General features: G+C 73.8%; 14 protein-coding genes and 1 pseudogene. 5 read left to right on the top strand and 10 right to left on the bottom strand.

The window, feature by feature from the left end; all coding sequences use genetic code 11:
* Positions 1 to 54 precede the first annotated feature (54 nt).
* A pseudogene (locus AB0I89_RS02085) lies at positions 55 to 177 on the top strand (thymidine kinase); the annotation flags it as partial.
* Here AB0I89_RS02085 and AB0I89_RS02080 read toward each other — a convergent pair.
* The 3 genes from AB0I89_RS02080 to AB0I89_RS02070 are packed head-to-tail and all read right to left on the bottom strand — an operon-like array spanning position 144 to position 2,927.
* On the bottom strand, positions 144 to 1,340 hold the full coding sequence (locus AB0I89_RS02080; protein WP_357118666.1) for a low temperature requirement protein A: 1,197 nt from the start codon (positions 1,338 to 1,340) through the stop codon (positions 144 to 146). The pseudogene AB0I89_RS02085 and the gene AB0I89_RS02080 sit on opposite strands and share 34 nt — an antisense overlap.
* Positions 1,337 to 2,530: a low temperature requirement protein A gene (locus tag AB0I89_RS02075; RefSeq protein WP_357118663.1), complete on the bottom strand. Its 1,194-nt coding sequence runs from the start codon at positions 2,528 to 2,530 to the stop codon at positions 1,337 to 1,339. Before AB0I89_RS02075 ends, AB0I89_RS02080 begins: the two co-directional genes overlap by 4 nt.
* Positions 2,517 to 2,927: a hypothetical protein gene (locus tag AB0I89_RS02070; protein WP_357119443.1), complete on the bottom strand. Its 411-nt coding sequence runs from the start codon at positions 2,925 to 2,927 to the stop codon at positions 2,517 to 2,519. Before AB0I89_RS02070 ends, AB0I89_RS02075 begins: the two co-directional genes overlap by 14 nt.
* 173 nt (positions 2,928 to 3,100) lie before the next feature.
* Between AB0I89_RS02070 and AB0I89_RS02065 the strand changes: the two genes are divergently transcribed.
* Both AB0I89_RS02065 and AB0I89_RS02060 read left to right on the top strand, forming a co-directional pair.
* A complete protein-coding gene (locus AB0I89_RS02065) occupies positions 3,101 to 4,804 on the top strand; it encodes an acyl-CoA dehydrogenase family protein (RefSeq protein ID WP_357118660.1) in 1,704 nt (567 codons plus the stop codon).
* 94 nt (positions 4,805 to 4,898) lie between these two features.
* Positions 4,899 to 5,267, top strand: coding sequence for a VOC family protein (locus AB0I89_RS02060; RefSeq protein ID WP_357118657.1), 369 nt, complete (start codon positions 4,899 to 4,901; stop codon positions 5,265 to 5,267).
* Between the two features lie 126 nt (positions 5,268 to 5,393).
* On the opposite strand, the gene AB0I89_RS02055 is transcribed toward AB0I89_RS02060, so the two are convergent.
* Together AB0I89_RS02055 and AB0I89_RS02050 are read right to left on the bottom strand one after the other, a co-directional pair.
* Positions 5,394 to 6,239 carry an LLM class flavin-dependent oxidoreductase gene (locus AB0I89_RS02055; RefSeq protein ID WP_357118654.1) on the bottom strand — a complete coding sequence of 282 codons (846 nt, stop codon included), beginning with the start codon at positions 6,237 to 6,239 and terminating at the stop codon, positions 5,394 to 5,396.
* Between the two features lie 29 nt (positions 6,240 to 6,268).
* Entirely contained in the window at positions 6,269 to 7,267 is a 999-nt protein-coding gene (locus tag AB0I89_RS02050; RefSeq protein ID WP_357118651.1) for a tyrosine-type recombinase/integrase, read from the bottom strand.
* A 96-nt stretch (positions 7,268 to 7,363) separates the two neighbouring features.
* Between AB0I89_RS02050 and AB0I89_RS02045 the strand changes: the two genes are divergently transcribed.
* Positions 7,364 to 8,464: a YafY family protein gene (locus AB0I89_RS02045; protein WP_357118648.1), complete on the top strand. Its 1,101-nt coding sequence runs from the start codon at positions 7,364 to 7,366 to the stop codon at positions 8,462 to 8,464.
* On the opposite strand, the gene AB0I89_RS02040 is transcribed toward AB0I89_RS02045, so the two are convergent.
* The 5 genes from AB0I89_RS02040 to AB0I89_RS02020 form a co-directional block, all read right to left on the bottom strand.
* Positions 8,454 to 8,879, bottom strand: coding sequence for an Hsp20/alpha crystallin family protein (locus tag AB0I89_RS02040; protein ID WP_357118645.1), 426 nt, complete (start codon positions 8,877 to 8,879; stop codon positions 8,454 to 8,456). The two genes, AB0I89_RS02045 and AB0I89_RS02040, sit on opposite strands and share 11 nt — an antisense overlap.
* A gap of 67 nt (positions 8,880 to 8,946) precedes the next feature.
* A complete protein-coding gene (locus AB0I89_RS02035) occupies positions 8,947 to 9,462 on the bottom strand; it encodes a GNAT family N-acetyltransferase (protein WP_357118642.1) in 516 nt (171 codons plus the stop codon).
* 10 nt (positions 9,463 to 9,472) lie between these two features.
* Positions 9,473 to 10,015, bottom strand: coding sequence for a DUF2087 domain-containing protein (locus tag AB0I89_RS02030; protein ID WP_357118639.1), 543 nt, complete (start codon positions 10,013 to 10,015; stop codon positions 9,473 to 9,475).
* A gap of 660 nt (positions 10,016 to 10,675) precedes the next feature.
* Positions 10,676 to 11,311, bottom strand: a complete 636-nt coding sequence (locus AB0I89_RS02025) for a GNAT family N-acetyltransferase (RefSeq protein ID WP_357118636.1) — start codon at positions 11,309 to 11,311, stop codon at positions 10,676 to 10,678.
* Positions 11,312 to 11,335: 24 nt separating this feature from the next.
* Positions 11,336 to 11,842: a DinB family protein gene (locus AB0I89_RS02020; RefSeq protein ID WP_357118633.1), complete on the bottom strand. Its 507-nt coding sequence runs from the start codon at positions 11,840 to 11,842 to the stop codon at positions 11,336 to 11,338.
* Positions 11,843 to 12,014: 172 nt separating this feature from the next.
* On the opposite strand from AB0I89_RS02020, the gene AB0I89_RS02015 reads away from it, so the two are divergent.
* The gene (locus AB0I89_RS02015; RefSeq protein ID WP_357118630.1) at positions 12,015 to 13,562 is read left to right on the top strand and encodes a glycosyltransferase family 39 protein; all 1,548 of its coding nucleotides are present in this window, start codon (positions 12,015 to 12,017) and stop codon (positions 13,560 to 13,562) included.
* Positions 13,563 to 13,576 lie beyond the last annotated feature (14 nt).

The following is a 13,576-nucleotide window of genomic DNA, read 5'->3' as shown; positions in this document are numbered from 1 at the left end:
CGCCAACGCCAGCGCGGCGCACACCGCGACGGGCTCGCCGGGCTGCCGCAGCAACACCTCCGGGTCCGCGAGGGTGAACAGGTCGTCATCGGCGACACCGTGGAGACCGCCGACGTGCGCTACCAGGTGCTCTGGCGGCGGAACTACCGCAGCGGCGACCTGGGCCCCCGCGACTGAGACGCCCGTCGTTCCGACATCCGGTCGGCGACAATCACCGTGGCCGTCACCAGCAGCGCCGCCCCGGCGGTGACCGCTGTCGGCGTGGCCAGCGCGACCGTCCCGGGGATCAGCGCGAGCAGCAGCAGCGTCGCCGTGACGCGGCCCGCCACCCCGACGAAGCCCAGAACCAGCTGGTAGGCGGCGTGCCCGGCCAGGAACAGCGCCGGGCCGCCGAGTACGACAAGCGCGTCCGCCCAGCCGACCGCGTGGCCGGGAGCGTGCAGCAACTGCTCGTCGCCGACCGCGGTGATCACGATGCCGCCCACCATCACCGGGTGCAGGTAGTTGAACACCAGCCGCGACAGCCGTCCGGCCCGTTCACCGGCCTGGGCCAGGGCTCGCATGACGGTGTCCGCCCGGTCGAAGTACACCCACCACAGGGCCACCGATCCCGCGAAGGCGAGCAGGAATGCGAAGATGCCCACCCGGTCCAGGCGTTGCGTCAACGTGCCGCCGGTGATGAGGATCGACTCCCCCAGCGCGATGAGGACGAACGCCTGGCAGCGTTCGGCCAGGTGCCCACCCTCGACCTCCCAACGTTCCGGGGTGCTGCGGCCCATGCCGGGCACCGGGAATCCGGTGGCCAACCCGAGCGCGTCGACGGCGATCACACCGATCCAGATCACCTCGCGGGCTGGGGGGTCCACCAGGCCGCCGACGAGAGCCAACAACCCGGTGGCGGTGATCCAGACGACGCACTGGCGGAAACTGTCACTGACGTACGGCTGGCCGCGGATCGCCCACATGGCGAAGACCGTCCGACCGATCTGCACCACCGCGTGCGCTCCGGCGAAGAGCAGACCGTCGCCGCCGAACGCGGTGGGCAACGCCGCCGCGAGCAGCAGACTGCCCAGCGTCACCACCAGCAGCGTGGCGCGCACCGGCGCGCGGTCCGGGCGTAGCCAGTTGCCCATCCACACGGTGTAGATCCAGACCAGCCAGACCATGCCCAGCAGCACCGCGGTACGCCCCACACCCGGCCAGTCGAGGTGCGCGCTGAGGTACTGGGACAACTGGGTGATCGTGAAGACGTAGACCAGGTCGAAGAACAATTCGGTGGACGTGGTCCGCTCCACCCCGCGGCGGGGACGCAGCAACTGCGGGTGCGCCGGCCGGCTCACGACGTGCCCCGCCGGGCCCGCAGGCGATCCGCCATGATCACCGCGACGGTCACCGCCGTTGCCAGCGCCGCGCAGGTCACCACCGTGGCGCCCAGACCCACGCAGGCCGGTATCAGGGCCAGCAGCACCACCACAGCGGCGATCCGGCTGGTGGGCAGCGCCCGCCACAGCACCGCCTCGTAGGCGGCGTGCCCGGCGAGGAACAGCGCCGGGCCGGCCAGGGTGAACAGGGCGGTGACCGTGGTGGCCGTCGCGCCCGGAGCGTGCAGCAGCCGTTCGTCGCCGGCCGAGGTGACGACGATGCCGGCGACCATCACCGGGTGCAGGTAGTTGAACGCGAGCCGGCCCAGCGCCCCGGTACGCGTGCCCGCGCGGGCGACGACCTCCGCGGCGGCCGGGGCGGACCGCGCGAAGTACACCCACCACAGCGCCACCGAGCCGGCGAACGCCACACCGAACGCGCCGAGGCGCACCACGTCCACGTGTGACGTCAGGGTGTTGCCGGTGACCAGGATCGACTCGCCGAGCGCGATGAGCACGAACGCCGCGCAGCGCTCCGCCAGGTGCCCACCCTCCACCATCCACCGCTCCGGGCGGCTGCGTGCACGCCCCGGCAGGGGGTAGCCGGTCGACAGGCCCACCACCTCGAGCACGATCACGGCCGTCCACACCACCTCCCGGGCCGGGGTGTCGAGCAGGCCGCCGACCACCACGAGCACCGACGTGGCGGCGATCCAGGGCAACGACTTCTGGAACCCGTCGACCAGCCACGGATTGCCCTGCGCCGCCCACAACGCGAACGCGGTCCGGCCCACCTGCACGCTGACGTAGACCACCGCGAAGAGCAGACCCATCCCGGCGAACGCCTGTGGGATCGTCGCCGACAACAGCAGGCTGCCCAGCGTCACCCCGATCAGCATCGCCCGTACCGGGCCCTGGTCCGGTTGCAGCCAGTTGGTCACCCAGGTGGTGTAGACCCAGACGAACCAGACCAGCGCCAACAGCAGCGCGGTGCGGGCTGCGCCACGCCAGTCCGGGTGCGCGATCAGGTAGTGCGACACCTGGGTGATCGTGAAGATGAAGACCAGGTCGAAGAACAACTCGGTCGAGGTGGTCGGCTCGACGCCCTGCCGCCGGCGCAAGAGCCGGGGGTGCGCCAGCTCCGGGGCCGGCGGCTCAGAAGGGGTCACCGCACACCCGCCAGTCGCCGCCCTCGCGGACCACCGGCAGGCGGCGTTCCTCGCTGATGCCGCCGGCGCGGGTCACCTTCACGGTCACCGTGCCGCGCGGACGCCCACCCTTGGTGGACACCGACACGTCGGTGATCTCGTAGTCGGTCACCATGGGCGGGGTCCGCACCCAACTGGTGAACCCGATCGCGCTCCACCGGGTCCGGGCGTCGGCGCACAGCCGCTCGTACGCACGATCGCTGTCACCCAGGGACACCTCGCTGAGGAACCCGTCGGCGGTCTCCCGGATCGGGCCGGCGGCCTGCCGCACGGTCTGCAGGTTCCACGCTCCCAGTCCGGCGACTCCGACGCAGCACAGCGCCATGCCGAACCCGGCGAAGACCAGCCCGGCACGCATCGGGCGGCGCCGCCGGGCCGGTCGGCTCCACGACTGGCCGGCACCCACGACTACCGACCGTAGAGAAAGCCGTCGCGGTGAGGCATGGCAAGCCGGAAACTGGGCCTTCTTTCGGTGCGGCGACGCATCGTCTACCGTCGGCGCACACCCCCGTAGCGTCAGGGAGCCGATCGATGAGCCGCTTCGTGCAGCCGGTACCACCCCCTGCCGACCCGTACGCCGGTGATGCCCTGCTGCGGTCCTGGCTGGAGCGTCACCTCGGGGCGGCCGGTCACGCCGCCGCGAAGGGCCGCCTGGCCGACCTGGCCGCCGATGTGAGCGGGCCGCTGCGCGCGGCGCACGCCGATGCCGAGGCGCACCCGCCGACGCTGGTCCGGTACGACCCGTGGGGCGCCCGCGTCGACCGCATCGAGGTGTCCGCCGGTTGGCAGGCGCAGCGGGCCGCCGCCGCCCGGCACGCGGTGGTGGCGCTGCCCTACCTGCCCGACGCGCGGGGCACCTGGGGCGCTGCCGCGCGGGTGGTGCAGCATGCGCTGCTGCACCTGTACGGGCCGGAGTCGGCGACGTTCTCCTGCCCGGTGGCGATGGCCGACGGCGCGGCGGCGCTGCTCAGCCTGCCCGACGTCGACGCGGGTGTCCGCGACGCGTGGCTGCCCCGGTTGACCTCCACCGATCCGGACACCGCGATCACCAGCGGGCAGTGGATGACCGAGTCGCAGGGCGGCTCGGACCTGGGCCGCTCCAGCACGATCGGCCGGCCGGCGGCGGACGGTTCGTGGCGGCTGACCGGGGAGAAGTGGTTCTGCTCCGCGGCCGACGCGGCGATGGCGGTGGCGCTGGCCCGTCCCGAGGGCGCCGGGCGGGGCAGCCGGGTGCTCGCTCCGTTCCTTGTACCCCGCTACGCGGTCGACTCGCCGCTGGCCACCGGCGCGGCACCGGACGCGCCCGCTCCCGGTGTCGTCGTGCACCGGCTCAAGGACAAGCTCGGCACCCGGGCGCTGCCGACCGCCGAGATCGGCCTGCGCGACGCGTACGCGGTGCCGTTGGGCGACCCGGCGGTGCCCGGCCTGGTCCGGGCCATGACGCTGGTCGTGGTGACCCGGGTGCACAACGCCGCCGCCGCTGCCGGCGGGATGCGACGGGGGCTCGCCTACGCCCGCGCGTTCGCCGACGCGCGGCACGTCGCGGGGGGCCCGCTGTCGTCCTCGCCCCTGCACCGCGCCACGCTCGGCACCCTTGCGGTCGACGCGGCGGGCGCGTTCGCCCTGGCCGGGCACGCGTTCGCGCTGCTCGGGCGGGTGGAGGTCGGCGCCGACCCGGAGGCGGTCGCGGAGCTGCGCATCGTCGCGCCGCTGGCCAAGCTCGCCACCGGCCGGCTCGCCGTCAGCTCCGCCAGCGAGTACGTGGAGAGCTTCGGCGGCGCCGGGTATGTGGAGGACACCGGGGTGCCCCGGCTGCTGCGCGACGCGCAGGTGCTGCCGATCTGGGAGGGCACCACAAACGTCCTGTCCCTGGACGTGCTGCGCGCGTTGACCCGGGAGGACGCCGGGTCGCCGCTGCTGCGACGGCTGTCGGCCGCCGTCGACCTGGCCCGGCCGCTGTCGCCCGCGCTGGCCGACACCCTGGCCACGGTCGCCGGGCAGCTCCGCGACACCATCGTCGCGGTGACGGCCGACCCGGGCGCGGCGACGGTCATCGCCGGTGCCCGTGCGCTGGCGCTGCGTCTGGCGTACGCGCTGACCGCCGCGCTGCTCGTGGAGCACGCCGCCTGGGGTGACGAGCAGGCGGAGCTGGCGGCCCGGCTGTGGGCGCGGCGGTGGCTGCGGCACGAGGACATCGCCGAGGACGCCCACCATCACCTGGACCTGCTCTGCTGACCGGTCGACGGGAGCGGGGGTGACGGTCGCCGGCGTCGAGAAAAGTCGACGTACCTGACAGGAGTTGGCAGGTACACCGGCGCAGACTGCACGCATGACGACAACCGCCGACCTCGCGATGGTCAACCTGGACAGCTCCGACCCTGCCGCGCACGCCGCCTTCTACCACCGGGCGTTGGGCTGGGAGATCACCCACAGCCAAGCCGAGTACGCCATGATCCGCAACGGCGGCGTGTCCATCGGGTTCGGCCTCGTCGAGGGCTACCAACCGCCGGCCTGGCCGGATTCGGCCGGGCAGAAGCGGTACCACCTCGACCTCTACGTCGACGATCTGGCCGTGGCCGAGAAGGAGTTCGTGGCCGCGGGCGCGTCGAAGCCGGAGTTCCAGCCCGGCGAGACGTGGGTGGTGCTGCTCGACCCGATCGGGCAGCCGTTCTGCCTCTGCCGCCGACCGCAGGGCTGAGGCGACACCGCTCCGGCGTCGGCCGCGCGGGCTCACGCGCAGCCGCCGCCGGAGCCGACGCGCGGCCGCCGGCCGGGGTGACACCCGGCCGGACCCGCGCGTCGGCGCTGGGCTGGCCTGCGGTGCTCAGAGCAGCGGGCCGCGGGCCACCGCGTCGCGCATCGCCGCCGGGTCGCCGACCGGCACGTACTCCAGCCACCAGGTCGCCCCGGCGGCGGCCAACTCCCCGAGGTAGGCCCGTTCGGCGCGCTCGTCCGGGCGGCGGCGTCGCCCGCCGATCGCCACGTCGAACGGCTGGCCGTCGGCCCGGGTCGGCGGCATGGCCGCTGCCAGCTCGTGAACCTCGTCGGGGGTGAAGTCGGCCCAGCCGTCGGTGTCGGTCAGCTTGTAGGGCACGATGCCGTCGGCGCGTGCCGCGCGACGCCGCACCGCCCCGGCCTGGGTGCTGCCGCCGACCCAGACCGGCACCCGGGGCGACTGCACGGGCGGTGGCCGCAGCGCCACCTGCTCGGCGCGGTAGTGGGTGCCGTGGTGCTCGATCCGCTCACCGCTGAGCAGGCCGGTCAGCAGGTCCAGACCCTCGTCGAGCATCGCGGCGCGCACGGCTACCTCCGTCGGCTCGCCGAACGCGGCCAGGCCCCGGTCAGCGGGGTCACCGACACCGACGGCAACCGTGGCCCGGCCGGCGCTCAGGTGGTCGAGGGTCAACACCTCGCGGGCCAGCTTCGCCGGACGCCGACGGGGCAGCGCCGTGACCGCGGTGCCGAGGCGCACCCGCTCGGTACGCCCGGCGATCGCCGTGAGCATCAGCCACGGGTCGTACGTGGACGGGTCGTCGCCGCAGTGGTGGATGACGTAGTCCTCCAGGAACACCCCGTCCCAGCCGGCGCGCTCGGCCAGCTCACCCAGCTCGACGAGGGTGGCGACGTCGAGGTCGTCGCCGCCGCAGGGGATCTCCAGGCCGTGTCTCATCCCCCGACCGTAGGGCGGGGGTACGACGGTCAGCCGCGCCGACGCGACCGGGCGGCCCACACCGCGTACGCCGGGTCGCGGTCGAGGTTGTGCCGGTCCCGGTCGTAGCGGCGGGTGGTGCGCGGGTCGGCGTGCCCCATGGCGTCCTGCACGTCTTCCAGGGGGACGCCCTCGGAGCGGGCGGTGGTGGCGAACGCGTGTCGCAGCGAGTGCGGGGACAGTCGCGCCCACGCCGGGATGCCGGCGGCCCGGGCGAGGCGGCGGACCATCCGGAACACGGAGTGCCGGTCGAGTCGTGCGCCGCTGGCGGTGACCAGCAGCGGCCCGGTCAGGTGGGTCACCGGCACGCCGGCGGCGGCGGCCCGCTGGGCCAGGTACGCGTCGAGGGCGTACGCGGTGCCCGGCGTGAGGGCGCGGCGGCGCTGCTTGCCGCCCTTGCCGACGAACCGCACGCTGCGGTGCCCGCGTTCGGTACCGAGGTCGGTCAGGTCCAGCGAGACCAGTTCCCCGACCCGCAGGCCCAGGTCGGCCAGGAGCGCGATGGCCGCCCGGCTGCGGGCCGCCGTCGGGCCGGTCTCGGCGTCGGCGGCGGTGAGCAGGGCGTCCACCTCCTCGGGGGTGAGTCCGATGGTGGCGGAGTGGTCCCGGTCGACGCGGGGGCGGTCCGCGCCGGAGACCGGGTTGGCGGGTACGCCACCGAGCTTGACGAGGAAGTCGTACCAGCTCGACAGGGCGGAGAGTCGGCGTGCCACGGTCGCCGGGGTCAACGGTCGGCCGCTGCGGGCCACGAGGGTGGACTCCAGCGTGCGGGCGTACTCGTTGACGTGCAGGAACGTGGCCCGCAGCGGGTCCAGGTCGTGTCCCGCGCACCAGCCGAGGAAGGCGGCGACGTCGCGCCGGTACGCGTCGCGGGTGTGCTCGGAGAGGCGACGGTTGCGCAGCCAGGCCTCGGTGACGTCCAGCGGCGCGCTCGGCAGGGCCGGTCGGGCGGTGGGGCGGGCGAGCATGGGCGCGTCGGTGGACACCATGTGAAAAAGGTTCTCAGCAGCGGATGGGATTGCCACGCAGGCGCGCCGACGGCCGGCCCTCGCAGCGGCGACGTCGGGGTCGGCTACGGTCGCATCGTGCGTGCCAGCCGGCTGGTCTCCCTGCTACTGCTCCTGCAGGCCCGGGGGCGGATGACCGCTGGCGAGCTGGCCGATGCCCTGGAGGTGTCGGTTCGTACGGTGTACCGCGACGTGGAGTCGCTGGGGGCCGCCGGCGTGCCGGTGTACGCCGAGCGGGGCCCGGCCGGTGGTTACCGCCTGCTCGACGGCTACCGCACCCGCCTCACCGGCCTGACCGCCGGTGAGGCCGAGGCGCTGTTCCTGGCGGGGATGCCCGGCCCGGCGGCTGAGCTGGGCCTGGGTTCGGTGCTGGCCACGGCGGAGCTGAAGTTGCGCGCCGCGCTGCCGGCGGACCTCGCCGACCGGGGCGCCCGGCTCCGGCAGCGGTTCCACCTCGACGCGCCGAGTTGGTTCCGCGAACCCGAGCCCACACCACACCTGGCCGCACTTGCCGCAGCCGTCTGGGAGGACCGCCGGGTGCAGGTGCGCTACCGGCGGTGGAAGGCGCCTCGGGAGGTGACGCGCACCCTCGATCCGTTCGGCGTGGTGCTCAAGGCCGGCCGCTGGTACCTGGTCGCCGCGGCGTCGGGGCAGGTGCGGACCTATCGGGTGGCGGCGATCCTCGACCTGGCCGTGCTGGACGAGCCCGCCGAACGGCCGACCGGGTTCGACCTCGCCGAGAGCTGGCAGGAGCTGGCCGCACGCTACGAGCGGAGCGTCTACCGCGCCGAGGCGCGGGTACGGATGACGGTGGCGGCGCTGGCGCAGACGACGTACCTGTTTCCGCCGGCGATGAGCCGCGCGGCGCAGGAGAATGCCGGTGCGCCGGACGCGGCCGGCTGGGTCACGACGACAGTGCCGATCGAGTCGGTCCGCCACGGCTGTGTAGAGATGCTCAAGCTCGGCGCGCAGGTGGAGGTGCTGACCCCGACCGAGTTACGCGAGCTGGTCGCCAGCACCGCCCACGCCCTCGCCGCCCTCTACCCATCGTCCGGCGACGCGCTCCCCCGAGGGCCGAGGGCCGGCGACGCGTCGGCCCGGGAGTCGAAGGCCGGCGACGCGCCGATGGCCGGCACCCCGGGGCGGGCGCCGGCCGTCGAGGCGGTGTTCAGGCGTTGATCTGCCGTCGGCCGTTGCCGTTGGCGGTGATGGTGACCCGGCGGGGCTTGGCCCGCTCGGCGACGGGGATGCGCAGCGTCAGCACCCCGTGCTCGTAGCCCGCCTCCAGCTTGTCGGTGTCGAGGGTGTCACCGAGGAACAGTCGTCGGGTGAAGGTGCCCATCGGACGTTCGGCGGCGACCAGCTCGATACCGTCGCCGGCGGGTCGGCGGCGCTCGGCACGGACGGTCAGAACGTTGCGCTCGACGGTGCAGTCGATGGTGTCGGGGTCGACGCCGGGCAGGTCGAACGCGGCGTAGAAGAAGTCTCCGTCGCGGTAGGCGTCGAGTTGCATGGTCGCCGGCCGGGCTGCCGTACCGAAGAACTGCTCGGCGAGCCGGTCCACCTCGCGGAACGGGTCGGTACGCATCAACATGGTCATGCCTCCTCGGTTCTCCTGGCCGAAGGTGATGGTTGAGTCGAGGTGACTCAACTTCCTCTTCTTATTTAGCGCCTTCCAAGCCGGCCGTCAACTCCTTCGCGAACCAGTGGTCGGCGTACGGGCCCTGCGAGTAGGCGGGGATCTCGACATAGCCGTGCCGGGCGTACAGGGCGCGGGCCTCGACCAGGTCGGCGCGGGTGTCCAGGCGGATGCGGTCCACCCCGGCCGCCCGCGCCCGACGCTCGACGGCGGCCAGCAGCGCCGCGCCCCCACCGGCCCCCCGGTGCGCGGGGCGGACGAAGACCCGGGTCAGCTCGGCCCAGTCCCGGTGCCAGCGCAACCCGGCGCAGCCGGCCAGATCCGCGCCGCGGTGGGCGAGCAGGAGCACACCAGTGGGGTACGCCAGGTCGTCGCTGGGCATCTCGGCCAGCGCGGCGTCGACCTCGCCGGGTCGGTCGGGGCGGCGGTGGTAGCGCACCACCATCTCCGTCATGTACTCGCGCAACAGGAGTGTCGCGTCCGGATGGTCGGGACGGACAGCGGCGGTCACCCAGTCGGGTCGAACGGTCGTGGTCACCCGTCGATCATCAGTGGCCGGTCAACGGGTTTTCGGTGTCGGTCCGCTGGTAGATGCCCTGCTCACGGGTGAGCAACCGCTCGTCCACGAGGTAGCGGCGCAGGGTGGCGTGGTCCGACGCGCCGCCGGCGCACCACGGCTTGAGCGCGTCGTCGACGGCACGCTCCGGATAGCGCGTACCCGGCTCGAACGAGCGTTGCGCGATGTGTGCCAGCAGCGTTCGCCGCCGTCCGCGCTGCGCCGGCATGCCGACCAGGACGTCCCCGCGCAGGAACGTACGCAGCACGGGGTCGTCGGCCGGCGCGGCGTCGTCGGCCGGGCGGCGCTCGCGCGCCGCGGCCCGCAGCGACGCCTCGTCGACCGCGAGCGCGCCGTCACCGCCGGTGATGAGGCCCGCGGCGGCGAGCCGACCGAGCCCGGTGCGCACGGCCCGTGTGGCCAAGCCGGAGCGCTGCACGACCTCGGGCACGCTTGTCGACCCCAACGCGACCGCCGCGAAGATCCGTCGCCGTCCGTCGTCGGCCAGGGCCCCGGCCAGAGCGTGCGCAGTCATGCCGGTCACCCTCCCATCGCGGTATGCGCGCCGCCAGGCAATTTCCGGGGTACGCGCCCGGGTCCACCATCTCTGGCCTGCCGGTCCTCATCTCGAGGTTGAAAAGGATCGGGTCAGCGGTCAGCGGTGGGCGTGATCGTGGTGAGAAGGCTGCCGCGGCGAGGTCACACCGGGAGACGCCGCGCTGGGGGCGCGGCTGCGGTGGGGTCGCGAAGACGCCTGACGCGTCGAAGGCAGGCGTGTCCGCGCGGACGAAGGCGGGCATCCGGACCTGGCGGGAACTACTCATGGTTTCGGCGATTCCAGGGTTTCGGCAGGAGGCGCCGAGGGGCCTCCTGGATCCAGTGGCGGGTAGCCGGTGTCTCCGGCTGGCGCGACGTCGCAGATCACGTCGCTGAAGGAGCCCGTACCGGTCCTGCGGTGTGGGCTTCGAGTGGCACGGCGGACGGAGGCGGGGAGGTCACTCGAAGCCGTCCTCATCGCGCACGTGCGCCACTGGTCACTGATCCATGCGCGTCAGCATGGTCAACCCGTGCCTGGTGGGCAACGGATTTACCGCAGGGCTGCGCCCGCCCCGACCGTCCGGGTCTGTTGACCCACCTGGCGGCGGTCCAGAAGGAGGCCGAAGTCGACCTCGCCACGCTCAACCCCGACGTGGTGCTACCCGATCTGACTCCGCGTTTCGTCGGCTGGGCGCAGCCCCGCTGAGTCGATCGGCCCCTCGGTGCGCAGTCGCGCGTGCTGGTGCATGTCGTGCCAGCCGTCGGCGTGCCGCATCGACTGACGCGCCACCCCCTCCACGGCGAAGCCGCCCCGCGTGGCGACCCGGCACGACGCCGCGTTGGCCGTCGAGTGGTTCAGCTCCAACCGGTGCAACCCGGCCTGGGTGAAACTCCACCGGGTCAGCGCCTCCAGCGCCGCGGTGGCGATCCCCCGACCGCGCGCGTCGGGCAGCAGCCAGTACGAAATCTGCGCCGACCCCTCGGTCAGCAGCACGTCCCGCAGTCCCGTCTGGCCGACCGGCCGGTCGGCGCCGTCGACGATCGCGAAGCTCACGGCCGTCTCGGCACGCCACCGACCGGTCCACTGTGCCGTCCACGCCCTGGCCTCGGCGTCGTCGTCGAGTCGGAGCACGTGCCACCGCTGGATCGCCGGGCAGCCGAACGCCGCGTGTACGGCGGGGGCGTCGTCGTCGCGCCACGGCCGCAGCGCCAGCCCGGGGCGTACCGCAAGGTGGGGTTGTTCCTGGGCGGCGAGGCTCCCGGCGGGCAGGGCGGGCGTGACGAGCAGCGGCATCGGCCCATTATCGGCCGGGCGGCCTCACTCCCCGGTCGGGCCTCCCGCCAGCTCGGCGACCACGTCGAGGTGGCCCAGGTGACGGGCGTACTCCTGCACCAGGTGGAACAGCACCCGTTCCAACGACGCCGGGTCCGCGCCGTCCCAGCGTGGGCCCGGCGCCCCGATCTCGGCCAGGTCGTGCGCCGACACCACGGCGGTCGTGTGCGCGCCCTGCGCCCGCAGCGCCGCCACCAGGTCGTCACGGGTCTCGTCGGGGGCGACGTACCAGCGGTCGTTCCGACGGTCTCCCCACGGCTCGGCGACGTCCCGACCCTGAAAACCCCACTCGATCCAGCGCCGCTCGACGTGGCGCAGGTGCGTGAGCAGCTCCAGCGGCGTCCACCCGGACGGCAGCCGGCTGCTGCGCAGCTCCGCCTCGTCCAACGCCGACACCTTGGCCACCACCGACTCGCGGAAGTAGTCCAGGTAGCGCAGGAAGACCTCGGTGCGGCTGCCGGCCGGTGCGGTCGGCTCGGGGAAGGCAATCATGACCCGCTCGACAGGTCGCGTCCGCGCACCGTGCCGGTGGCGTCCAGAGTGCGGTATCGCATGTCGTCCTCTCGGTCGGGTTGCGAAACTGATCTTCGCACCTGCTCAGGGCACGTGCACCCGGAGGCTTTACGGGCACCCGCCCGGCGTCGTCACGGGCGATGATGGATCGGTGAGCGAGCCCGTCATCGACACCGAGCGCCCGCCGGCCCGGTCGTCCACACCGACCGAGCTGCCGCAGCCCGGTCCGCGTACGCGGGGGCCGTGGCTGGTGGCCGCCGCGACCAGCGTGACGCTGCTGCTCCTCGCGGGGCGCTACGGGTATCACCGCGACGAGCTGTACTTCCTGCTCTGCGGTCGGCACCTCGACTGGGGTTACGTCGACCAGGGCCCGCTGGTCCCCGCGCTGGCCCGCCTGCTCGACGAGATCGCGCCGGGCAACCTGGTGGTCCTACGGACGCCGTCGGCGCTGCTGGCCGGGGGCGCGGTCCTGCTGGTCGCCGCCATCGCCCGGGAGCTGGGTGGCGGCCGGGGCGGGCAGAGCTTCGCGGCGGTGCTCGCCGCGATCTCCGGCATCGTGCTCGCCAGCGGGCACCTGCTCAGCACCACGACCGTCGACCTGCTGGTCTGGCTCGGCGTGGCGTGGTGCGCGGTGCGACTGCTGCGCACCGGCGACACCCGGTGGGCGCTCCCGCTCGGTCTGGTGCTCGGCGTGGGCATGCTCAACAAGCTGTTGCCGGCGCTGCTGGCCGTGGGCCTGCTCGCCGGGGTGCTGATCGCGGGGCCGCGTCGGCTGCTGCGCGACCGGCGGGTGCTCGCCGCCGCCGCGATCGCCCTGGTGCTGGCCGCGCCGAACCTGATCTGGCAGGCGGCGCACGGATTCCCGCAGCTCGGCGTGGCCGCGTCCATCTCCGACGGGGGCAGCTCCTACAGCGGCCGCCTCGACGCGTTCACCCTCCAGTTCCTCATCATCAGCCCGTACGCCGTACCGATCTGGATCGCGGGTCTCGTCGCGTTGCTGCGCCGGCCGGCGTGGCGGTCGTACCGGGCGGTGGGTTGGGCCTGGATTGTCGTGTTCGGTGTGGTCCTGCTGGCCGGCGGCAAGGGCTACTACGACGCTCCCCTGCTGTTGGCGCTCGTCGCGGCGGGCGCGGTGGTCACCGCCGCCTGGGCGTCGCGCGGCCGGTCGTGGCTGCGGCGGGGGGTGCTCGCGGCCGGCGCGGTGCCGTTCCTGCTGCCCAGCATCGTGCTGCTGTTGCCCGTGCTGCCGGCCGACCGGCTGCCCGCCTTCGTGGTCGACGTGAACTACGACGCCGGTGAGACCATCGGCTGGCCGGCGTTCGCCGACTCACTCGCCACCGTCCACCGTGGCCTGCCGGAGTCCGATCGCGCGCGGGCGGTCGTGCTCACCGCCAACTACGGCGAGGCCGGGGCGGTCGCGCGCTACGGACCGGCACGGGGGCTGCCCCGGGCGTACTCCGGCCACAACAGCATGCTGGACTTCGGACGCCCGCCCGCCGACGCGGACGTGGTCATCGCGGTCGGCTGGGAGCGCCCCGACGCGCTGAACGGCTGGTTCGAGCAGTGTGTGCTGGCCGGGCGGGTGGACCAGCGGGTCGAGGTGGCCAACGACGAGAACGGCGGCCCGATCCACGTGTGCCGGGGGCTGCGACGTCCGTGGGCCGAGATCTGGGACACCGAGGTACGCCGCGCCGGCTGAGCCACGTCACGCCC

Source organism: Micromonospora sp. NPDC049801, assembly GCF_040656575.1.
Lineage (GTDB): Bacteria > Actinomycetota > Actinomycetes > Mycobacteriales > Micromonosporaceae > Micromonospora.
This window is presented reverse-complemented; position numbering and strand designations above follow the sequence as displayed.